22 protein-coding genes and 2 pseudogenes are annotated in these 21,954 nt (G+C 38.2%); 3 read left to right on the top strand and 21 right to left on the bottom strand.

The features are described 5' to 3' along the window. Positions 1–44: 44 nt before the first annotated feature. From AC1WMD_RS13040 to AC1WMD_RS12995, 10 genes are all read right to left on the bottom strand, one after another. Positions 45–926, bottom strand: coding sequence for an IS3 family transposase (locus AC1WMD_RS13040; protein ID WP_494257534.1), 882 nt, complete (start codon positions 924–926; stop codon positions 45–47). Between the two features lie 8 nt (positions 927–934). Continuing rightward, positions 935–1,231 carry a transposase gene (locus tag AC1WMD_RS13035; protein WP_494257532.1) on the bottom strand — a complete coding sequence of 99 codons (297 nt, stop codon included), beginning with the start codon at positions 1,229–1,231 and terminating at the stop codon, positions 935–937. 106 nt (positions 1,232–1,337) lie between these two features. After that, a complete protein-coding gene (locus tag AC1WMD_RS13030) occupies positions 1,338–1,733 on the bottom strand; it encodes a DegT/DnrJ/EryC1/StrS family aminotransferase (protein ID WP_494257531.1) in 396 nt (131 codons plus the stop codon). 59 nt (positions 1,734–1,792) lie between these two features. Beyond that, complete coding sequence (gene galE, locus AC1WMD_RS13025) at positions 1,793–2,824, bottom strand: UDP-glucose 4-epimerase GalE (RefSeq protein ID WP_494257529.1); 1,032 nt, start codon at positions 2,822–2,824, stop codon at positions 1,793–1,795. A 24-nt stretch (positions 2,825–2,848) separates the two neighbouring features. After that, positions 2,849–3,979, bottom strand: a complete 1,131-nt coding sequence (locus AC1WMD_RS13020) for a glycosyltransferase family 4 protein (protein WP_494257528.1) — start codon at positions 3,977–3,979, stop codon at positions 2,849–2,851. Between the two features lie 409 nt (positions 3,980–4,388). Then, on the bottom strand, positions 4,389–5,204 hold the full coding sequence (locus tag AC1WMD_RS13015) for a glycosyltransferase family 2 protein (RefSeq protein ID WP_494257527.1): 816 nt from the start codon (positions 5,202–5,204) through the stop codon (positions 4,389–4,391). A 1,037-nt stretch (positions 5,205–6,241) separates the two neighbouring features. Beyond that, positions 6,242–7,387 (bottom strand): glycosyltransferase family 1 protein, encoded by a 1,146-nt coding sequence (locus tag AC1WMD_RS13010; protein ID WP_494257525.1) that lies wholly within the window; start codon positions 7,385–7,387, stop codon positions 6,242–6,244. A gap of 157 nt (positions 7,388–7,544) precedes the next feature. Then, entirely contained in the window at positions 7,545–7,790 is a 246-nt protein-coding gene (locus AC1WMD_RS13005; protein ID WP_494257543.1) for an integrase core domain-containing protein, read from the bottom strand. 84 nt (positions 7,791–7,874) lie between these two features. Next, positions 7,875–8,138 carry a hypothetical protein gene (locus AC1WMD_RS13000; protein WP_494257523.1) on the bottom strand — a complete coding sequence of 88 codons (264 nt, stop codon included), beginning with the start codon at positions 8,136–8,138 and terminating at the stop codon, positions 7,875–7,877. An 823-nt stretch (positions 8,139–8,961) separates the two neighbouring features. Then, entirely contained in the window at positions 8,962–10,191 is a 1,230-nt protein-coding gene (locus AC1WMD_RS12995; protein ID WP_494257521.1) for an O-antigen ligase family protein, read from the bottom strand. Between the two features lie 102 nt (positions 10,192–10,293). Between AC1WMD_RS12995 and AC1WMD_RS12990 the strand changes: the two genes are divergently transcribed. Together AC1WMD_RS12990 and AC1WMD_RS12985 are read left to right on the top strand one after the other, a co-directional pair. Continuing rightward, complete coding sequence (locus tag AC1WMD_RS12990) at positions 10,294–10,404, top strand: hypothetical protein (RefSeq protein WP_494257520.1); 111 nt, start codon at positions 10,294–10,296, stop codon at positions 10,402–10,404. A gap of 551 nt (positions 10,405–10,955) precedes the next feature. Then, positions 10,956–11,054: pseudogene (locus AC1WMD_RS12985) on the top strand (ISNCY family transposase); the annotation flags it as partial. A gap of 45 nt (positions 11,055–11,099) precedes the next feature. Here AC1WMD_RS12985 and AC1WMD_RS12980 read toward each other — a convergent pair. From AC1WMD_RS12980 to AC1WMD_RS12955, 6 genes and pseudogenes are all read right to left on the bottom strand, one after another. Further along, positions 11,100–12,170 carry a glycosyltransferase gene (locus AC1WMD_RS12980; RefSeq protein WP_494257519.1) on the bottom strand — a complete coding sequence of 357 codons (1,071 nt, stop codon included), beginning with the start codon at positions 12,168–12,170 and terminating at the stop codon, positions 11,100–11,102. A 263-nt stretch (positions 12,171–12,433) separates the two neighbouring features. Beyond that, positions 12,434–13,705 carry an oligosaccharide flippase family protein gene (locus AC1WMD_RS12975; protein WP_494257541.1) on the bottom strand — a complete coding sequence of 424 codons (1,272 nt, stop codon included), beginning with the start codon at positions 13,703–13,705 and terminating at the stop codon, positions 12,434–12,436. Between the two features lie 9 nt (positions 13,706–13,714). Then, a pseudogene (locus tag AC1WMD_RS12970) lies at positions 13,715–14,138 on the bottom strand (polysaccharide biosynthesis protein); the annotation flags it as partial. 146 nt (positions 14,139–14,284) lie between these two features. Next, positions 14,285–14,959, bottom strand: coding sequence for an exopolysaccharide biosynthesis polyprenyl glycosylphosphotransferase (locus tag AC1WMD_RS12965; protein ID WP_494257517.1), 675 nt, complete (start codon positions 14,957–14,959; stop codon positions 14,285–14,287). Positions 14,960–14,999: 40 nt separating this feature from the next. Further along, positions 15,000–15,887, bottom strand: coding sequence for a UTP--glucose-1-phosphate uridylyltransferase GalU (gene galU / locus AC1WMD_RS12960; protein ID WP_494257516.1), 888 nt, complete (start codon positions 15,885–15,887; stop codon positions 15,000–15,002). Between the two features lie 372 nt (positions 15,888–16,259). Beyond that, on the bottom strand, positions 16,260–17,024 hold the full coding sequence (locus AC1WMD_RS12955) for a tyrosine-protein phosphatase (protein WP_494257515.1): 765 nt from the start codon (positions 17,022–17,024) through the stop codon (positions 16,260–16,262). Positions 17,025–17,284: 260 nt separating this feature from the next. On the opposite strand from AC1WMD_RS12955, the gene tagU reads away from it, so the two are divergent. Then, positions 17,285–18,217 carry a polyisoprenyl-teichoic acid--peptidoglycan teichoic acid transferase TagU gene (tagU, locus tag AC1WMD_RS12950; RefSeq protein ID WP_494257514.1) on the top strand — a complete coding sequence of 311 codons (933 nt, stop codon included), beginning with the start codon at positions 17,285–17,287 and terminating at the stop codon, positions 18,215–18,217. 38 nt (positions 18,218–18,255) lie between these two features. Here the strand turns inward: tagU and AC1WMD_RS12945 are convergent, their stop codons facing one another. The 5 genes from AC1WMD_RS12945 to AC1WMD_RS12925 form a co-directional block, all read right to left on the bottom strand. After that, complete coding sequence (locus AC1WMD_RS12945) at positions 18,256–19,044, bottom strand: SGNH/GDSL hydrolase family protein (protein WP_494257512.1); 789 nt, start codon at positions 19,042–19,044, stop codon at positions 18,256–18,258. 55 nt (positions 19,045–19,099) lie between these two features. After that, positions 19,100–19,795, bottom strand: coding sequence for a CpsD/CapB family tyrosine-protein kinase (locus tag AC1WMD_RS12940; protein ID WP_494257511.1), 696 nt, complete (start codon positions 19,793–19,795; stop codon positions 19,100–19,102). Further along, positions 19,785–20,528 (bottom strand): YveK family protein, encoded by a 744-nt coding sequence (locus AC1WMD_RS12935; RefSeq protein ID WP_494257510.1) that lies wholly within the window; start codon positions 20,526–20,528, stop codon positions 19,785–19,787. The genes AC1WMD_RS12940 and AC1WMD_RS12935 overlap by 11 nt, the downstream gene beginning before the upstream one ends. A 188-nt stretch (positions 20,529–20,716) precedes the next feature. Beyond that, complete coding sequence (locus AC1WMD_RS12930) at positions 20,717–21,106, bottom strand: hypothetical protein (protein ID WP_494257509.1); 390 nt, start codon at positions 21,104–21,106, stop codon at positions 20,717–20,719. Positions 21,107–21,187: 81 nt separating this feature from the next. Next, the gene (locus AC1WMD_RS12925) at positions 21,188–21,871 is read right to left on the bottom strand and encodes a coiled-coil domain-containing protein (protein ID WP_494257508.1); all 684 of its coding nucleotides are present in this window, start codon (positions 21,869–21,871) and stop codon (positions 21,188–21,190) included. Positions 21,872–21,954: the final 83 nt, after the last annotated feature.

Genomic DNA, 21,954 nt, shown 5'->3' with positions numbered 1-21,954 from the left:
AATGAAGTGACCCCTGTCAAGTAGACAGGAATAAAAAAGCACATTTAAGCAGCCTGAGTCCTATATTCATAAGGACTCAGGTTATTTAATTTCTTTTGGAAACGTTGATGGTTATAAAAACGAATATATTTGTGTACAGCATCCTTCACCTCTTCGGCCGTGCGGAAAGAGTACAAATTAAAACACTCTGCCTTGAAATGGCTGAAGAAGTTTTCCATGCAGGCATTGTCCAAACAGTTTCCTTTCCTGGACATACTGGCCTTTATATTGTATCTTTTTAGTAGGTTGTTGTATTGACGGGATGTATACTGGAACCCCTGATCACTATGTAGGAGGAGTCCATTTACATTCCGTTTTTTTATGGCCTTTTTTAGCGTGTCGATGACCAGTTTGATGTCATTTCTTTGACTGATATGGTAGGCCACGATTTCGTTATTGTATAGGTCCTTAATGGCAGACAAATAGAGCTTTTGCCCATTAAAAATTAAATAGGTAATATCTGTCACCCACTTCTCGTTTGGCTTGGACGCATGGAAATCTCGGTTTAGATGGTTGTCTGAAATCACATAAGGCTCTTTCTTTCCGTAATAAGGCCGTTTCTTCCGAATCACCGCCCGGATTCCCATCTCCCTCATCAGCCTTTGTACTCGTTTATGGTTGATATCCAGTTTGTATTTCCGTTTCAGCCAAACGTTGACTCTCCGATACCCATAGATTCCTTTCAGTTCTTCATGGCACTCCTTGATTTTTTTCTTTAACTGCGCATCTTCCAATTGCTTCTGAGAAGGGCGTTCCTGTCGTTTTACCCACTTGTAATATCCACTTCGAGACACGCCTGCTATCTCACATAATGGTTGAATCGAACCATAACACCCAGCCATTTCTTGAATAATCGCGAACTTCTTGTGAGCTGGTACTGCTTCCATTCCCCCTTTCACATCTTTAAGAGCTTTTTTAGCATCTCTACTTCCGCCTCCAGACGCTTGATTTTCGTTTCAGGATCTTCCGGACGAGTTCTTGGTCTTCCTTTGCCTGGTCCTTTTGCCTTTCCTCGTTTTTCCTCTAGCCCTTTCATTCCTTCCTGTTCATAGCGTTTCACCCATCGACGTACCATGGACTCATCAATCTCTAATTCTTTCGCCACCGTTTTATAGCCCATGCCCTCTTTCAAATATAAATCCACAGCTTTCTTTTTAAACTTTGCATCATATGTTTTTCGTATTTTTCCCATAGAAAAATCCCCTCCATAGTAGACAGATTAATTGGCTTTCTTTTTTCTGTCTACTATAAGGGGATCATATCAGAATGGCTTCAACAGGAGGCTTGCAAACGGCTATTTATCGCTTGATCGTTTTGACAACGATGTCAATGACCCGGTTTTGTTCCTCAATGGTCATGCTGGAACCAGACGGCAAACAGATGCCATTAGCAAACAATTCATCGGAAACGCTCCAACCTTCCTGATGCGGGTAATACGTTACTCCGTTAAACAAAGGCTGCAGATGAAGCGGCTTCCATACAGACCGTGTTTCAATATTTTCCTCCGCAAGCGCGTTGATAATATCCATTGGTGTCACATCAAGCGCTTGCCGATCGATTGTCAATGTCGTCAGCCAGCGGTTGGACATCGTACCTTTCAATTCAGGTATAAAGTGAACGCCTTCGATATCCTCTAACGCTTGCACGTAATGGTTAAAAATCGCCCGTCTTGTTTTCACGTGCTCGTCCAACATTCCAGTAGGCTCATCCGATTCCAATTGCGGTCTATAAAAACTTCCCCAACAAACATTAATTAATTCCTAACTAACACTTCCTCCTGATAACCATTCGGATTATTTGACTGCCACCGCCAAGCATCACGGCACATTTCTTCAATCCCTCTTGTAGCAACCCAACCCAACTCCTCTTTTGCTTTAGTCGGGTCGGCATAACAAATGGCTACATCTCCTGGACGACGATCGACGATTTTGTATGGAATTTTGACGCCTGTTACTTTTTCAAATACCGATACGAGCTCAAGAACGCTGTATCCCCGCCCTGTGCCGAGATTATACGCCTCTACTCCTGTTGTATTCATTACTTTTTCCAATGCTTTCACATGTCCGATTGCTAAATCAACAACATGAATATAATCGCGAACTCCAGTACCATCTATTGTTGGGTAGTCATTGCCAAACACGAGAAGTTCTTTTAATTTTCCTACCGCTACTTGTGTAATATATGGCATTAAGTTGTTTGGGATCCCGTTCGGGTCTTCCCCGATTCGCCCGCTTGGATGTGCGCCAATCGGATTAAAATAACGTAAAAGAGCAATGCTCCATTCATTGTCAGACACATATAAATCACGCAAAATTTCCTCAATCATCAGCTTCGTCCGTCCATATGGGTTTGTTGCTTGAAGCGGGAAATCTTCAGAAATCGGCACACGCTTCGGCGTTCCGTATACTGTTGCCGAAGAGCTAAATACGATCTTCTTTACACCGTACGCTTGCATTACTTCACATAACATTAACGTACCGATAATATTGTTATGATAGTAAAGAAGGGGAGTCGCTACCGACTCCCCTACAGCTTTCAATCCAGCAAAATGAATCACCGCTTCAATGGAATGTTTAGAGAATACAGTTTCAAGATCATCCTTTTGAAGCAAATCGATATGATAAACAGGAAACTCTTTTCCCGTAATCTCGCTGACTCGCTTTAACACTTCCGGTTTACTGTTACAAAATGAATCAACGACAACAATGTCATACCCAACGTTCAACAATTCGACACAAGTATGGCTGCCGATATAACCAGCGCCACCTGTCACAAGGATTGTCATTTGAATTCCTCCATAAAATTAAAGTCATTCCCTAATAAATCGTGAATAAATTCTCTGCATCTCTTGAAGAACATTTGCTAAGCTATAAGGTTGAATCTCATTTAAAGAAGCTTGCCCCATTTGCTTCCGTAGGTTTTTATCATTAATTAACTTTGCAAATGACTCAATTAAAGAGTGGTCATCTTCTAAGTCGACTACAAACCCATTTACACCATGTTTCACCAAATCTCTTGATCCCCTTATATTTGTTACAACTAAAGGTTTTCCAGAGGCCATTGCTTCCATAATACATCTAGGTAAGCCTTCTCGAAATGATAATAACGTTATGATATCTGAATCGGACAAAATCATTGGAATATCATTACGAAACCCTAAAAAGTGAATATTCTTCAAATGATTTTGTTCCACATATTTCTTAAGCTCCGCTTCTTTTTCACCTTTACCTACAATCAAGCAATGAACATTGGAGTTATACTGCAAAATTTTCTTCCAATTTCTCAGTAAAAATAAATGATTTTTATTATGATTTATTTCTGCAATATATGTCACTACAACATCATTCTTTTTAATACCTAATTGTTCACGGACATTAACATTCTCATTAACACTATATTGGTCAAGTGAAACACCAACTCCATGCGTAAAAAATAGGGATTCATTCTCCTTGAATCCCAATCTTTGACCATTTCGATAATCTTCCTTATTCATCACTATTAGACCGTCTGTCCATCTTCTCGCTAGTTTTTCAGCCGTATAATAGATAAGCCAGTTTTGAATGGGAGCCCCTTTATAGAAGTGAAATCCATGGGCCGTATAAAGAACGGATCCTTGTTTACATTTTTTTGCCGTGTATCTTACTAAAAAGGCCGCAACCGGAGTATGAACATGAATTAAATCAAAATAATATTTTTGAAATAGTTTTATTAGTTCCCTTACGGCTTTAAAATTCGATAACTGGTAAGGTGATCTAGAGAAAGGAATATCCCAACAAATAACCCCCATCTCTTCTATTTCTTCTTTACGTCCATGATCTGGATTTGCTGCTGCGTGCACTTCATAACCATTGTCCTGTAATAGTTTTATAAATGGTTTATGAAATGCTGCCAAATGGGTATAAACAGTAGCTGAAAATAAAACTTTCTTTTTCCTCTCCATTATCTATTCATCTCTTTCTCCTATTATCTTAATTTTTCATTCAAAGTCGAAATAACCATGACAAAACACATCTGTATAGAGCATAACATATAAAACTCGTTTTCCTAATATGTGTAAATTTACTATCTTATATTCATACTGCTCCTAATCAAATCTAAAGAACGGATAAAGATGAGAAAAACATTGTAAATAAAAACGACTCACTATACTATTTTGCCACCCACCGAATCTAAATTTATGTGAGCACATATAGAAGCGGATAAGAGAAAGTGTAACCCTCAATTGTTTCCATGCTACTTAAGAAGAAATCCGAAAATCAGTAATTGCTTTTAGTTCAATTTGTATAATTATAACATAGTTTCCTAAACGAACCAGAAATAGCATACTGAGTTTTTCGGTTTTCTATCCATCATTTTCCTACTCCTTTAATTCTCGCTTTTCTTTTATGATAGTACCTCATAATACTGTTAGGAATTGCTATCGCTAACAAAGGCTTTAGAGCAAAAATCCTTTGGAAATACGGAATATTTAGTCTCTTACAAGCATCTAATCTCGCCTTTGTTTCAGCTATTCTAAACTTTTTCTTTCTTCTGTTATAAGCATTTCTATCTACTCTGTAGTAATATAATGGCTCTTTAATATTTCTTAATATAAAATCATTCTCAAAAAATTTGATCCATAAGTCATAATCTTCAAGTCGTTGTTTTGTAAGTTCATTAACTGAATAACCCCCAACTTGAAGTAACTTTTCTTTTTTCATAATTACTGTAGCATGGATAAAAGGAGCACCTGTAATCATACATTGTTTATTTGGCACTATTGGAGGTTGCTGAATTCCCCATACCCCTTGTTCATCAAATAAATAAATTCCTGAACCACATGCATCACAATTATAGTCCTTCATAAATTTGACTTGTTTTTCTATTCTATCCTTTACCATAATATCATCTCCGTCATGGCGCATTATATATTCGCCGGTGCTCATTGCCAAACAATTATTTAATGTTCTCGCTAACCCCATATTTTTTTTATTTTTAATTACTTTTATTCTTTTATCTCTTTGGGAATAATCAAGAGCAATTTGATAAGTCTTATCTGTGGAACCATCATCACACATAATTAATTCCCAATTATCATATGTTTGGCTTAATATTGAATCTATGGCTTCACCTAGTGTTTTTTCACAATTATGTATGCCCATTATTATAGAAACCTTCACATCCATTTACTAATACCTCACTTTTATACGGAATTAATAATCGACATAAGCACTATCTCAAAAAACTAATAAGAAAATGAATTGCAAAACCTATAAAAGCATGCGTAAACAATCGATTGTTTTGTAACCATAGAAACTGTTCAAAAACAAAAACCAGAGGCAAACATGATTATTTCTTCGCTGCTACTTTTTTGTAGCAATGGAGTACCGTATACGTACATTGGGCTAGCAGCGTATCACAGCGAAAAAAATTCACCAAACAGCTAAACAAACAGGAATCATATGCATTTCCCCCATCAATCCCCGCAGTAATGAGGGACATCAAGTTCTTCCTCTCTTTTTAAAAACGTGGTTTGACCAATAGCAGTTTGAATTTCATCGCGAGATAGAGCAGGTATTAAACAAGTTGAAAAGTAATGAATTAGAACAATCAAGATAGTATAGATTTCATGGATATTTACTACATGTGTTATATTATACTTAACTTCGCATTTTTGCCTTAATTTACAACACCATTCTATATCTATATAAGTGAAACTTGAAAATTCTACTTCTTGCGGAATAATAAGTTCATGATCCATTTTTTCAACTGTCAGTGACCGAACAACAACCCGTCATGCGGACAAACGGTATTTGTCCGCTGCGGTTTTGTTCGGTCATCTGTCACGCTTATGTGTGACGAAGGCAAGTCATCGACTTGTCTCCGACAGTCGAAAAATCTTTTGATAAAAAGTGAAAAAGACGAAACATTAAGTTGTATTTATATATAGTACCTCAGTTTCTATATGGAATTATATAAGATTATATAAGTTCAACTTGATTTTTCAACATGTTGAAAATATAGCGTTTTCTAATTCTCAAATGTATGATATGGGATGGAAAAAAGCACTCCAAAGAGTCAGACCTGTTAATATGGTGAATTTTCAAGTTGGACTTATATAGATCAGAGTAAAAAATCACAGAAAAAATAAAAAACGCTAAAAAACCGCGGCAAAGTACTATTTATACATCCACATTTCTTTTGTATTAAAATTCAGGGTCTTTCATAAACTTTCCATATAAAGTTCAGTAAGAATCTTCACATTTTGCTTTACATCATATCCCAGCTCACTTATCTTCTTTAAAATAACATGATTAGGTAGATGGTTGTTATCATTTATAGCTCTTTTGATTGCTGAAATCCAGTTTTCTACCTTATCGATGTCTTCAAATTTTACAAGTCCCAAACCCATATCTGACTCTCGAGTAATTGTAGATGAAACCACACATGGGGTTCCTGCAGCTTGTGCTTCTACTAGCACAACCGGCAACCCTTCATAAAGTGAAGGTAAAAGAAAAACATCAAACATGTTCATAAGAAACGGAATATCGGACCTTATACCAAGAAAAACGAAATTTTCACCTAAATTTCTATTATTTACCTCCCTTTCAAATTCACTACGTAATGGACCATCACCCACTAAGACAATACGGAAATCGTCTACTTGTTTTTTTAATTGGCTAGCAAGTTCTATAAAAAACTTATGATTCTTTACAGGAACAAATCTTCCTACATGGCCAAGAACAAGTGTACTACTAGATATCCCTAGTTGTTTTCGGCTTAAGAAATTTGCAGATTTATCTAATCGTTCATACTGTTGAAGATCAATAGCATTAGGTAAGAAAAAAACTCTACCTACCAAATCAGAATCTTTATAACCGTATAAATAATAAGCCGCATCTTTACTGCAAGCCACCATATCAGTAGCGTTGATTTTGATTAACATCCTAGCAATCTTAAAATATATATTACGTACAAATGAATGGCTTCCATAATCAGACGTGCTATGTGAATGTGAAATTCTTTTTGGGATATTGCATAATCTCGCAGCAAGTAAGGTAAACCCTATATTATGAAGTGTATGACTATGTACGGCAATAAACGGACCCTTATCAGAAATAATTTCTATAAGATTTTTAATAAATCTCAATACTCCTGTTTCTTTAGGAGGCGGACAATATATTATTCGCCCTCCCATATTAATGATTTCATCATCATAATGACATTTGTCTTTATAGTATGAAACAAAATCAAATTGTATTAATTCCCGATTCATATGGCGATAAATATTCATTATCATAGTTTCAGCACCGCCTCGATTCATACCACCTGTAATATGCAAAACTCTAAACGGTTTTTTTGTGCTCATAGTTATCCTCCTCGATCCTAATTAGGAGCATTGTAGATCAAAAGATGACATCGGATTAACCCCCTAATTTTGAACACATTCTATCTTAATTTTATGTTATTCTTAAAATTTCTCATTTTTTCTTGGCAAGAAAGATCAAATTCCTCTTGCCTTATACTCAAACTTCTTTCATCATGAACGCTTCCGTTTTCGCTCTTTTGTAAAATTCATGCGACAGAAGATCGAGAATACTCGAATGAATCCTCCGTTCGTTATAAAACCACATATACTCCATCACAGCTTGATAGGCTTCTTCATAGCTGTCAAACATCATTATTCCTAGATACTTCTCCAGTAAACGATGAAACGCTTCAATATGTACGTTCATATTTGGCGTCCGCGGTGGAATTCGTTCATACTCGATTTAAAACTCTCACAATCAGATTCAAAGGCGTATGAGATGAATTGCGATCCATTATCGGTTCATATTACAGGCTTATCCTTATGCTCAATAGTTGACGCTTGAATAACACTCTCCTTGGCGTCTGTACGGCATCGTTTCCGAACAGCTCAGTCCCATCTGGTAATCAATCAGAGAACGGTCATACACATCGATGAGCGATAAGACAAAGAAGAAGCGTTCTTCTCCTTCAATATATTCGTATTTCACATCCATTTCCCATAGCTGATTCGAACCAGTAATGATGCGATTCCGGGTGAGTTTCTTTGGATATCGAATTCGTTTCTCTCGCTGTGGACGTAGTAAATCCATCGCTTTGCACAATCGATAGATAAACTTTTTTGACTGATGAAGAGCTGATAATCTCTTCTCAACTGGATTGTCAGCTTTCAGTATTCATAGGCAAATCCTTCACCCATCACAAGCTCGGATAACCATTCTTTAATTTGCTCGTCTGGCACTTTTTGATAGGTTTTGGTCAGAGAACAGCCAGGTGTTTAGACGTATCCCACCTACTGTTTTCTTCTCAACTTTTCCGTTTTGTTGATAGTAATAAGTCGAGCGATTGATTTCCAGAATCTCCAACATTTTTGTAATTGGATACCCTTTCCCGATCCATCGCTTGGCTACTCCCAATTTCTCAGTAAGTAAGGATTCTTCTTTTTTATCAAATCACGCAAAATCGCAATTCTAAATTTTCCCCTAACAGTTTCTTGAGTTGTTCGTTTTCCTCCTCTAGCTTTTTTATTTACTTCAGCTAAAGAGGAGGTAGCAGATACTTCCTCAAATTGACCTTCCTGATAAGCTTTTACCCAACGCTGTTGAACTAGGTTCGGACTAATCTCATATCGTCTAGCCACTAACGCTTAATTCTGGACTTCTAATACTTCTTTCACTACTTGCAGTTTAAATTCCTTGGAATGTCTTCTCCGCTTCATGTATATCAAAAGCCCCCTTCGTTTGGTCACTTCGATGATAAAAAACAACCTTATCGAGTGTCCAAATTCATTAGGGGGCTAATGAGATCAGCAACTAGCTACACTCATGCGCAGCAGTCATATTGGTTCATGATTCTCAAACCTTTGCTAACAGTCGGTTAAGTAGATATTTTACTCATCTTACTAGAGATACCACACTAAAGTTTTTGCTTATTTAGGTTTAAAACATACAAATGATTTAACAAACCAACATACAAAAAGATACCGATATTGCTAAAACCTAAATCTCCAGAAACTAGGCTATTAATAAAATAGTAAATAAATAATGTCATTGTCATTTTGAGGTAAACACCATTGTCGTACTTAACATACTTATAAAATTTTTTAATTGTTAAGAGTATAGGTGTCAATAATAAAATTAGCCCTAGTATCCCTAATTCACTCATAACTTCTAATATCACATTGTGAGGGTACTCCCTAATATCATGACCACTATATAAATAACCAAAAGAACCGATACCGTTCCCAAATAATGGATGATTGACAAAATACTCGAAAGCCATTTTAAATAAATGGGCTCTAGAATAATTACCATAAGAAGCTTCCGAATTCTCTATAATAAATCGTTCCTTTAAGTAATCTAAAGAAATTAATTTGAGCACTACTTCTTTCACGAATAAAAATATACTTAACAACAATAACAGCAATTTAAAGTAACCTTTTAATACATCATGTAAATATATATATTTTTTTAGACACATGATATTCACAAGTAAAATAGCAATTATTAAACTTAACAGTGGACCTTTTGAGCCAGTGAGCAGTATAACGATAGTTAATAGACCGATTAATACATATTTAAAAAGGAGCATTCTTTTCTTATCTATAAGGAAAAGAAGTAAAATAATAATTTCACCTACAAATCTTGCTATCCATATAGGATTTATTCCATTCATTGTTAACCTAGTATCCATTGAATAGCTTGAAAAATCGTTCACAAATACCGTCATTGTTAAGATAATTAAGTTCATAGCAAGAAGACATTTATAATATTTTTTTACTTCTATATAATCATGCAGTAAAAGAACTGGCATAAAAGCTAAAATTATGCTCGCTAAAACTTCTTGTAATTTTTGCCCTCCATACTCGGTAGCTGGAGTAATCCATCCCCAACTTACAATTATATATACTAAAAAAACAAAGAAATAAAACATTATTTTATTTACAATAATGAGCTTATTTTTTGTGGTAAATAACTTTATAATAATTAGTATTAGTAATATTAAAAATAAAATATTCCTCAAATTATTCAAATAAATATTCTTCGAGCTAAAAATCCCATAAATATAATCAGAATTAATTATTGCTATAAACAAAATTATTTGTAAATACACAAAGCTGTTTTTTATTTTTGAATTTAAAATCATAATTCTACCTCAGCCTCATAGTAATATCATGTTAAGAAAATAAACAAATTAAATTCAAGAAAAATTCAAAATACTAATCACTTATTCAATAACTCCCTTGGTATGTGGAATATCGATTGTCTTTTCTCCATGAAAAAATCATGCAATAACACTTATTCAAAAAAAATCAAATTTCCCGTTGCTACATCTTTCTTGTATAAATGTACTAAGTAAAAACGCACGTGATGATAAGGGAGATTTTACTGATACCAGACAACTTCTCATACTGATGAAACGCATGCAGGAACACCTAGTGAACACATCACATCATCAATCCAGACTGATTGGTGCCATCATCCCAAATTGATGGATCGGTAATCGGTATGAAAGAAATGATAGTCATATCCTTGAATCGCACGTTACGCCTGTGACGAAAGATTTATTTTCTTGCCAATCATATCATTGATGGTCAATTGTCAAAAAGATTAGCTTGCTTGTTTCGACACTCGTTGAAAGTGCTGAATGATATGCCGTTGTGCAACTTAAAAAATTAGACTCTCATCCCACGCTCCTTTATTATTCAAAAAAATGACCAGCGTGATTCGGTGCTTCCTATGATGCCCAAACTATGAACAACAGTCAGTGCCTTGATGATTTCTTGCGTCATTATGACACTATCAAATGAACGAGATGACTTACCACTGCTTTTGAGCAATGGAGTGTTAATTCTTAGAAAGATAAGGTATTGTAGATTTATTGATGGTGCAACAGTTGGTTTATGAATCTTGAACCTCTTTATCACTGCCGAAGACATCATCTTATCTCATGTGTTGACCACGGCCGATCGGAATGATGCAGCAACAACAGAGTTACTTGCCTCTTTATTTACTGTATATGTTATGCTGTATCTTTTGCGTAAGTTCAAGTCTTTACTCTAGTTTTGCAACACCTTTGTCAATAAAAGAAGCCAAAAATCCTAATCTTTTCTTTTCCTTCTCTTCAAAATAAATATGAGCAATTTTTTTCCTATCAACAGTTATATACTTAGAATTTTTAATAAAGTCTGAAACTAGGTGTATATTATTTTCAATATTATCTTCATTATTAGGAATTTTTAATATAAAATCTTCTTCTTTTCCAATAAAATCTGTATCTTCGTAACCAATAATTACTGGTAACCCAAAATGTAGATACTCTCTTACTTTTAAGGGGGAGGCTTCATTCATTTTTTTTCTGTGTAGCGCTAATGTTCCAATTCCTACATCACATACTTCTACTATTTTTACATATTGTTCTAAATTCAAGTAGCCATATGTATGAACATTATCTAAGGCTACTTCATCTGTAATGCCTACTAAATGAAAGTCTACATCTGGAAGCTTCGAAGCCAAATAATATATTTTGTCTACTCCATGCCAAGGCTGATTAGGGGAACCAAGAAATAATACATTAATAATCTTACTAGTATGATTCTTTCTTTGTATTTTTACAGTGTTTCTATCTATTCCATTTGCAATCGTAATAATTGGTTTATTATATTTTTCCAATTTTTTCTCAAGCTCGTATGTTACCGTTACAAAACCAACAGCAGATTTATTAATCAACTCTCTTGTTATTAAATGGAAAATTCTAACTGGAAAACTATAAATCAGTTTTGCTTCTTCTATGTCATCAGAATTATATTCAATTACAGTAGGTAATTTATTGAACAGAAAATAAAATGAGAGTGTAAAAAAATCTTGTCTAAAATAAACAATATCAGGTCTCCATCGTAATACTTTTTTTGTTAAAAATGGATTTAAAACGAAACTAAAGTTATTTCTAAAATTGATAATTTCAATATCTAATGACTTTAACAAATTCGTAACTTCTCTTTTAGTGAAACAAAAGAGCTTTACTTGATTTCCATGTTTCTCCCATTCTTTGATTTGATTATATATTTTTTTTACTACTCCACTTTCCTTGTCAAAAGTGCCTGCTATCACATAGGCTATCTTCAATTTTTATCATTCCTTATTATTAAATTTTTAGTACCTATAAGTTCTCCTATTTACTGGTTTCTTAACAACTGATCCTTAGGAACATCTCTTAATTTTCTTGCCGACACTCCTGCCACTAGTTCTTCTTTCTCTACATCTTTAGTGACTATGCTTCCAGCTGCCACAGCTCCATCTTCCTCTTTTTATTTTCACTGAATCTATAGCATACAGACTGCATGATAAAATTATTTTTTGCAAAACAATATTTTAAACAAATACTAAAACTAACTAACTTTTAAAATAGCTATCATATAGATTATATAATAAAAAAATTCAAATAAAGCATAAGCATAAATAAATGATTCAATCGGGAGACGGACACAAATCAATAAAACAATGATAACACCTACAGATCTAAAAAATTGCAATTTTAATAGTTCCTTAATTCTATTGACAGCAAAAAAAGTTACGCTAAGAGGCGCCACAACAAATTTTATCGCATATGAGAATGCTAATATCCTTGCAAATTCCCCAGCAATTCGCCAGTTAGCACCAAAAACAAAAGAAAACAATTCAGGACCAAAAAACAGTAAAATTATTAATGGACAAAGAGAAATCAATGATAAATACTTACCCGTTTTTAAAACAATTGGACGCAGAGGCTTGCTTTGATTATACGCCTCTGAGACTTTTTGAAAAAACACTTGTGACACTGAAGAAGATATTACTGACAACGGTGTGCTTATTGTTCTAGTTGTTAAATTAAAATACCCTAAATTAGTACTCGAATATGTTTTACTTACAAATATCGATGGTAATTGTAATGAGATTGTGTCCATGAATGCACTTAATGTATTAAATTTCGGGTATTCATTATATAACAACGCTTGTTCTTTTATTTTTATCCATGAAATACTTTTTCTAAGTTCATAGAAAACATTTTTATTCGCTATGAATTTATATGATAAATATACTACCGAAGCAGTAGCACCCAATATGTTTCCAAAAATAAGCCCTAATTCATTTTTATAAATTAATCCTATTGCGATATTAGGTATGATACTCGCAAAAGTTTGAATGACTCTACTAGTAGCTAAAACATTAAATAATTTTTCCCGATTAAACCAATAGTTAAATATCTGGATGACACCTAGCAAAAAATTATTCAAAGGAATAAAATATATCCATTTAACAAGATTTTTGTTTCCTAGTAAATCGATAATGTTTTTATTAAATAAGACAATAATAATAAATATACAACAGCTAATAATAAACGAAACACTTAAAGAGAGACAGAATACACTGAGTGCATCTTCTCTCTTTTTTGGCGACATTATTGCAAATTCATATCTTAATGTAACAATAACAGACAGGATATTTATGATAGAAACATAAAGTGCATAAACTCCGAAATCACTAGGGGTATACATCCTTGTTAAAAGAGGAGAAACGAGAATAGGCAACAACTGGGCAATTGTGGTGCCAGTCATTAATGTTAATACATTTTTTAAAAAGTCTTGTTGAATAAGCCTCTTTATTTTATTAATTAAATTCACAATTGCCACCTCATTATAAAATTGCTGTAACACTTTTTGATCAATAAGCGATGCTTTCCCTATAAACATTTTCGGAAACACCTGCTCTGGATAGACTTCGTTTTCATTCAGCAACCCTTCAAACAACTTTTCTCCTGGACGGATGTCGGTAAATTCGATGCCGATTTCTTCGATGGTGTATCCGAATAGTTTGATTAAGTTTTTCGCGAGATCGATGAATTTTGACTGGTTTTCCCATGTCCAAGACGAAGATTTCGCCGTCTTTGGGGAGAGCACGCCGGCTTGGATGGCGAGCCGGGATCTTCCGAAATCGTCATAAAATAGCGCGTCATATTCGGATGTGGGTAACGGTGACAGGACCACCTGCTTGAATTTGCTTTTCAAATAGCGGAATAACACTGCCACGGCTTCCCAATATGTTTCCAAAGTGGACGGGCGACGAATTTCGTTTTGCTTTGTTTGTCATTTTGTTTATGACAGGTCATCATCAATAAACGCAATTGACTTTAGTTCCGCTTAATAATTATTTTAGTGTTTTTCTTTCTTAACAAATTTCTCTATGAATTGAATTCGTTTTTTCTATCTCGCTCCATCACCTGTTATACAAACTTTTATCGTCTTTAAAATAATTTTAAGATCGAGCCAAAAGCTCATATTATTAATATAATAACGATCTAACTCCAATTTTTCTCTAGGGGTAATATCATATCCACCGTTCACTTGAGCCCATCCGGTGATCCCGGGCTTTACTTGCAACCGATCAACAAAGCCTGGGATTTCCACGTTAAACTGTGCAGTAAACATTGGTCTTTCCGGTCTTGGGCCAATCAAACTCATATCGCCTTTCAGCACATTAAATAATTGCGGGAGTTCATCAATTCTTGTTTTACGGATAAATGCTCCTACTTTTGTAACACGAGGATCATTTTTTGTCGCCCATTGCGCGCCATTCTTTTCTGCGTTTACTCCCATGGAACGTAATTTGATCACTTTAAAATATTTTCCATGTAATCCTACCCGCTCTTGTAAAAAAAACGCTGGACCGGGTGTTTCTAGTTTGATAATAACAGCAAAAATTAAAATAATAGGAATAGCAATTGGCAATGCTAACAATGATAGCAATATATCTAAAAACCGCTTTACATACGGATAATATTTTATGTTTGCTTTTTGATTTCTTATTGTGTACTGCGTATCTATTGCAACTGCGTATTCCCTAAAAAAATCATTTTTTTTGCTGGAGCTAACCCCCACTTTCTATCTCGCCTCCTAAATTATTGATTACAGGAGTCCTTTAAACTTCTCCAAAGTCCTTTTCTTTTTTTAGAACTTGTTCTATAAATTGAATCAAATCATCTCTTAACTCATCATTCTGCAACGCAAACTCAATCGTCGTTTTGATAAACCCGATCTTTTCTCCGACGTCGTAGCGCTTGCCTTCGAATTCGTAGGCGAAGACGCGTTGAATTTCGTTCAATTTTTGAATCGCGTCGGTAAGCTGAATTTCCCCTCCAGCGCCAGCTTCTTGTTTTTCAAGGAATAGGAAGATTTCCGGTGTAAGTATGTATCTTCCCATAATCGCTAAGTTAGATGGTGCGGTGCCTGGTGCTGGTTTTTCGACGAATTGGCGGACTTGGTAGCGGCGTCCGTATTGTTCGAGTGGGTCGATAATGCCGTAGCGATGTGTTTCATTGTCAGGCACTTGTTTGACGCCGATGACAGAGCTAAATGTTTGTTCATATTGGTCAATCAATTGTTTTAAGCACGGCGTTTCCGCTTGAACAATGTCATCACCAAGAAGAACAGCAAACGGTTCGTCGCCAATAAAATTGCGCGCACACCAGACGGCATGGCCAAGTCCTTTCGGTTCTTTTTGTCGGATGTAGTGAATATCGACTTTGGATGGCTCTTTTACTTTTTCCAGCAAGTCTAGTTTTCCTTTTTGCTTTAACAGCTGTTCCAGTTCAAACGCGTTGTCGAAATGGTCTTCGATTGCGCGTTTTCCTTTCCCTGTGACGATGATAATATCTTCGATACCAGAGGCAATCGCTTCTTCGACGATGTATTGAATCGTTGGTTTATCAACGATTGGGAGCATTTCTTTCGGCATCGCTTTCGTTGCTGGTAAAAAGCGCGTGCCGAGCCCCGCTGCTGGAATGATCGCTTTGCGTACTTTTTTCAATGAAATCCCTCTTTTCTATGTATTGATAGCAAAAATATATGAATTTAGTTTTAGACTATTCACAGCAATAGACCAAAACTAAATTCATATAAAACCGGGCATCTAACCCGCCCTCACACCATACCCTCGACGACTAGCGTCTAAGGTGGCAAGACCGTCATCGTCCCCACCCACGGTATGGCCGAGTGCCTCCATTGATAACGGTAAGGAGACATCACCGAAAAGCGGAAACACCCTTTCCATTTAACATGTACTACTACTATATTTTTCGTTTCGTTTACCTATCTTTCGACCCCATTTTCTCCGCTATTCGACAAAACCAAATAAAAAGAAAAAATGTTTTATGACAACCAGGTGTTACCATAAAACATATTAAAACAAGCCTAGGAATTTTTTCTTTTTGATCCGTTTCGGCTCTTCGCGGTACACTGCTTGCCCTTGGATGAGAAGCTCGGCGTTTTCTTGAAAGTAATAAACCGCATCGATGCCGAATTCTTTATCAATCACATTGTACGCCTCACGCATCCGAAACGGACGGGTTGTCGTGTTGTGGGCATCGGAAGCGATGAAATGCGCTAAGTTCGCTTCAATCAACTGCAAAGAAAACTTTTTGATGTTTTTCCCGAAATGTCCTGATACGCTCGAAGCGGTGAGTTGCGTCAGCACGCCCCGTTTTACGAGCTGATAAAGGCGGTCCGGATGTTCGACGATCTCGATATTTCGCTCTGGATGTGCAATAATCGGGATCACGCCTTTTAGCTGCAGCTCAAACAACAGCTGTTCGGCGTAACGGGGCACATGGTCGGGCGGAAATTCGATTAACAAATACGATGTATCGGCTAATGTCATCAGTTCGTTTGCTTCGAGGCTTTTTAATAAATCGCCATGAATGCGTACTTCCTGCCCCGGAAGCACGGTGAGCGGAAGATTGTGCTGCTTGATGGCATCATTGAGCTGCGCCGCCAAGGCAATAATCGATGGTTTTGGATTATCGTAGCTTCCGTTTTTATGATGGGGAGTGGCGATGATCGTCGTTATCCCCTCTTTTACGGCCGCACGCGCCATGGCGATCGCATCATCGATTGTTTGCGCGCCGTCATCGACGCTAGGCAAAATATGGCTATGTATATCGATCATTCCCCGCTTCTCCTTGCTATTTTGATCTACTAAACAATTTCTATGTTAACATAATGTTAACATAGGAAATCAGTACTATCAATCGGTGGGTTTTGTAGAAATCTGTCGAATAGGGGATATTTTATTGCATTTTTAAGCAAGTTATGGTTATTATAGTGAAAAATTCCTAGTCGTCGTACTTCTTCTAGTTGTACAGCATGGAAAAAAACTCTATAATCTTAATAGCTGCATCCAAATCTGATGCTAAAGGAAGGTTATACATGAGAGCAAAACGTCGAAAAAAGAAAAAATGGCTGCGCTGGATTGGCGGGATTGTTGCCGCGCTTCTCATTGGCGCGGGAGTCTTTGCTTATTCCGTGTATCACAACGTCAAACAGACGGCTAATCAAATGCATGAAGAGGTTTCCTGGAAATCCGCTAAACGCAATGAGGAAGTATCGTTTGCGAAGAAAACGCCGATTTCGATTTTGCTCATCGGGGTGGATGAGCGGAAAGGCGACAAAGGCCGCGCCGATTCACTGATTGTGATGACGGTCAATCCGAATAAACAATCGATTGAAATGGTCAGCGTTCCTCGCGACACGAGAACGAAAATTGTCGGCAAAGGAAAGGAAGATAAAATCAACCATTCGTACGCGTTTGGCGGCGTGGAAATGACGATGGCGACTGTGGAACATTTTTTAGACATTCCGATTGATTATTACATTAAAGTCAACATGGAAAGCTTCCGTGATATTGTCGATGCGGTCGGTGGGGTGACGGTGGACAACCCGTTTGCATTTACGTATGAAGGAGTGCATTTCCCGAAAGGCAAAATTACGCTTGACGGAGAGAAAGCATTGAAATATTCGCGCATGCGCTATGAAGACCCGCGCGGCGATTTTGGGCGTCAGGACCGTCAGAAGCAAATTATTCAAGCGATCATCGAAAAAGGGGCAAGCTTTTCGTCGCTCGCCAATTATAACGATGTATTAGCAGCCATCGGGAAAAATATGAAAACGAATTTAACGTTTGACGAAATGCAAGAAATTCAAGCCAATTACAAAGAAGCCCGCCATCATATTGAGCAGCTTCATATTACGGGGCAAGGGAAAATGATTGGCGGGACGTATTACTTGATTGTTCCGGAGAAGGAGCGGCTGGCTATTTCGAATAAATTAAAAGAACATTTAGAGCTGAAAACGGCGTCGTAATGGAAAAAGCGTACCTCCATATATTGCGAGGTACGCTTTTACTTTGCGATGAAATAGTCGGCTAAAAAGCCCGCCCAGCTCTTTTGGCCGTCTTTCGTCGGTAGATCGGTGTCCGGGTCAACGTATTTGTTTAGTTCTTCGCTTTTGTAATCCGGCCATGCTTTCCAGTGGTCGATGTATATGTATCCTTTTTCTTTGGCAAACGCTTGAAACTGTTTAACTTGCTCTGGGTAGTATGTGGCATTGTAGATCGGATGCGGCGGCTGCAGCATTATCGTGACATCGGGAAGCGTATCAGTGATCGTTTGGATCATTGCATCGATGTGCTCTAACGTATCGTTCATATCAATGACGCCGTTATTGTTCAGTAAAAACGGCTCCCATAGTAAAATATCTGGTTTTTCTTCGATCAGCTGCTCAGCGATGTTTTCATCGATCGCCTGTTTTGTCGTCATTCCTTTATATTCTTTGACGACGGCTTGAAATACTTCGCTTCCATATGCAGCGTCAAGCTGTTGCTTTAGCAGCGCCGGCCAGCCGTCCTTGGCAGCAGGAGTCGCTTCCGAACCGGCAATGACAAGGCGCAGTGGACGGTTTGTCTCGATGGCTCGCTTGATTTTTGTTTGTACTTCTTCAGGTAGCTTTTTGGCATAGGCCATCCACTTTGTTTCTTTTTCATGGGAAGCTTGTTCCTTGGAAAACTCGGTTGCTTCCGTCATCGCTTGGCGGACGGTAGCGTCGATTTTTTTCTGCCAGTACAGATTCCCGACAATGATAAAAGATGTGCAGCTGATGACAAGCAGCACGGCCAGCAAAACATTTCTCACGGTTTCTCTCCTCCATCATGCTAAAGGCTTCCCAATCATTAGGAAGCCTTCTGTTTTATTTATATTGGTAGTAGTAATACTGCCCTTGGCGATGTTTCCGTTTGTTCAGCACGACACCAAGCAGTTTCGCGTTCGCTGCTTCGAGCAACTCTTTTGCCTTGACGGCCACTTCGATTTCCGTGCCGCCGCTTTCGACGACCAGCACCGTCCCGTCGCATTGATGCGCCAAAATTTGCGCGTCCGTTACCGCTAATACTGGCGGTGTGTCAAACAGGAGCAGGTCAAATGATTCATACAGTTGCTCGATGCATTGTGTCATCATTTTGGAGCTAAGAAGCTCGGCCGGGTTTGGCGGAATCGGTCCTGATGTTAGCACGGATAAGTTCTCCACATTCGTTGCCTGGCATGTCGGCAAGAGCGGCGCCGAGCCTGTGAGGACATTGGTCAGCCCCATATAGTTGTTCAAGCGGAACGTGTAATGCACTGTCGGTTTGCGTAAGTCGGCGTCAATCAGCAGCACTTTTTTTCCTTGCTGGGCAAAAACGACTGCCAAGTTGGCCGCCGTCGTCGATTTCCCTTCTCCTGCGCCGGTGGATGTCACCATGAGCGAACGCATCGGCGCGTCGACAAATGAAAACTGCACATTGGTGCGGATCGTCCGATACTGTTCGGAAATCGGCGATTTCGGATCTTCGATAGTAATCAAGCTGCGTTCAAGTTTTTTCGTTTGTTTGCGGTCCCTACGAGCCAATGGTTTCACCTCTTGTTTTCGTCATGCTTACTTGTTGTTTCGCTTTTTTCGATCCTTCTGTAGAAATGATGCTTACGGTACCGAGCACTGGCAAACCAAGATGTTTTTCGACATCTGTTTCGGTTTTGATCGTGTTATCTAAATATTCTAGTAAAAAGGCAAGCCCCACACCGGTCATCAAACCAACGACAAAGGCAATCGCCATGTTCAAGAGCGGTTTCGGCTTCACGGGTGCCTGGTTTTCTTTTACTTCGGCTTTCGAGAGGATCGTGACGTTGTCGATGTTCATAATTTTCACGATTTCTTCTTTAAACACATCGGCTGTTTTGTTGGCGATTTTCACGGCCATCGCCGGATCCGGGTCTTGAACGGTTACCGAGAACACTTGCGAATCTTTCTCGCTTGAGACTTGGATTTGTTCATTGAGCTCGTCCACTGTGCGGTCTAAATTTAGTTCTTCTTTTACTTTTTCCAGAATCGTCGGGCTTTTAATAATGACGCTATACGTATTGATCAACTGCACGTTTGTTTGGATTTCGTTATAGTTATAGAGCTGCTGTTCCGATTTCGTCTGGTTGACTAAAATTTGCGTCGATGCTTGGTAAATCGGCGTTAACACAAAATAGCTGACAACGCCGCTGACGATCGTCGCCAGCGCGGTAATAAGCACGATTAGCCAAAGACGTTTCCGCAATGTTTCGAATAGTTCGCGCAGGCTGATAGTTTCTTCCATAATAAGCCTATACCTCCTAGCAAATAAGTCCATTGCGTTCGAGCCACATGATACCTTACTAATTATAAATGATTAGGACAGATATATCCATGGGTTTTATTTTCCTAATCAGCACGCTTCGCAAATGACGAAAGTATTGTCAGCCAATAAAAAAGGTTGCCTCGTTTGGATGAGGCAACCTTTTCTCGTTATTCGTCTTTATTGTCTTTATCGTTTGTATCTTGCGGGTCTTCGATTGGATCTTCGCGATCAGGAACTCTGTCGTTTTCATCGTCGCCAGGTCCGTTGTTGGTGTCGTTGCCCGGCATCAGGCGATCGTTTTTATTGTCGTTGAAATCGCCGTTGTTCATATTGTTGTTGTTGGCGTCATCGTTTTGATTAATGTCGTCCGCCGGGTTCATATCCTTATCGTTGATGTTATTTTTGTTATTTTGATCGACGTTGTTATTTCGATCGACATTGTTGTTTGGCGCTGGCGGACTTTGTCTGTCATTGTCATTGTTCAAGTTGCAGCCTGCCGCGATCATCATGGCGACGAACGCGCAAAACAGCCTTAATAAAAGCCATTTTTTCTTCATCGTTTCTTCTCCTTTCTGTGAAATATTCGTGACCTTTATGTAAAACCGGTCCCTTGCTTATGTTTCCCAGAAAGGAGAATTTCATGCATTTGCTGAGGAATGTTGCATCATTCGTTTGAGGTCTTTGAGTTCGGTTTCTTGGGCGAGGGAACGATAGGAGAGGGTTTCGATCATCCGCTCGTGTTGGTGTAATTTGTCATGGATCTCTTCATATCGTTCATCGATATGCTGGGTAATTTGGTCAAAATAAGGAGCTAAGCTGTCAATGATGCTTTGCGAAAGCTTGCCGATCGTTTGTTCAACCCGCGCTTGTCCCTCCTGCAGTTCGGCAACCGCCTCCTGTAGCGTGCGGACATCGGACTCCAGCTGTTTTTGACCTGCACGAAGCTCGCGTACATCCGACTCCAGCTGTTTTTGACCTGCACGAAGCTCCTGAGCAACGGATTCTAACTGCTTTTGGCCTGCTTTTAGCTCGGCCGCTTCTGCTTGCAGCCGCTGCACATCATGGCGCAACTGCTTTTGTTCTTCCCGCAATTCGCGAACGTCGGATTCCAGCTGTTGTTGACCGGCGCGCAATTCGCGAATATCTGATTCCAATTGTTTTTGACCGGCGCGCAGTTCGCGTACGTCCGATTCCAGCTGCTTTTGACCTGCACGAAGCTCGCGTACATCCGATTCCAGCTGCTTTTGGCTTTGTTTCACTTCGTTCAGGTCCACCCGCATTTCTTTCAACTCGAAAAGAATTTGTTCCACTAGCCGTTCCATCGTCTCCCCTCCTTCTTGACGTTTATTTTACCATAAACAAAACAAACAGGCTCTCCTTTCATCGGGGAAAGGAGAGCTTCGTT

The organism is Parageobacillus sp. NEAU-HV-2 (assembly GCF_059115485.1).
The sequence above is the reverse complement of the archived record's forward strand: the minus strand, read 5'-3'. Positions and strand labels throughout refer to the sequence as shown.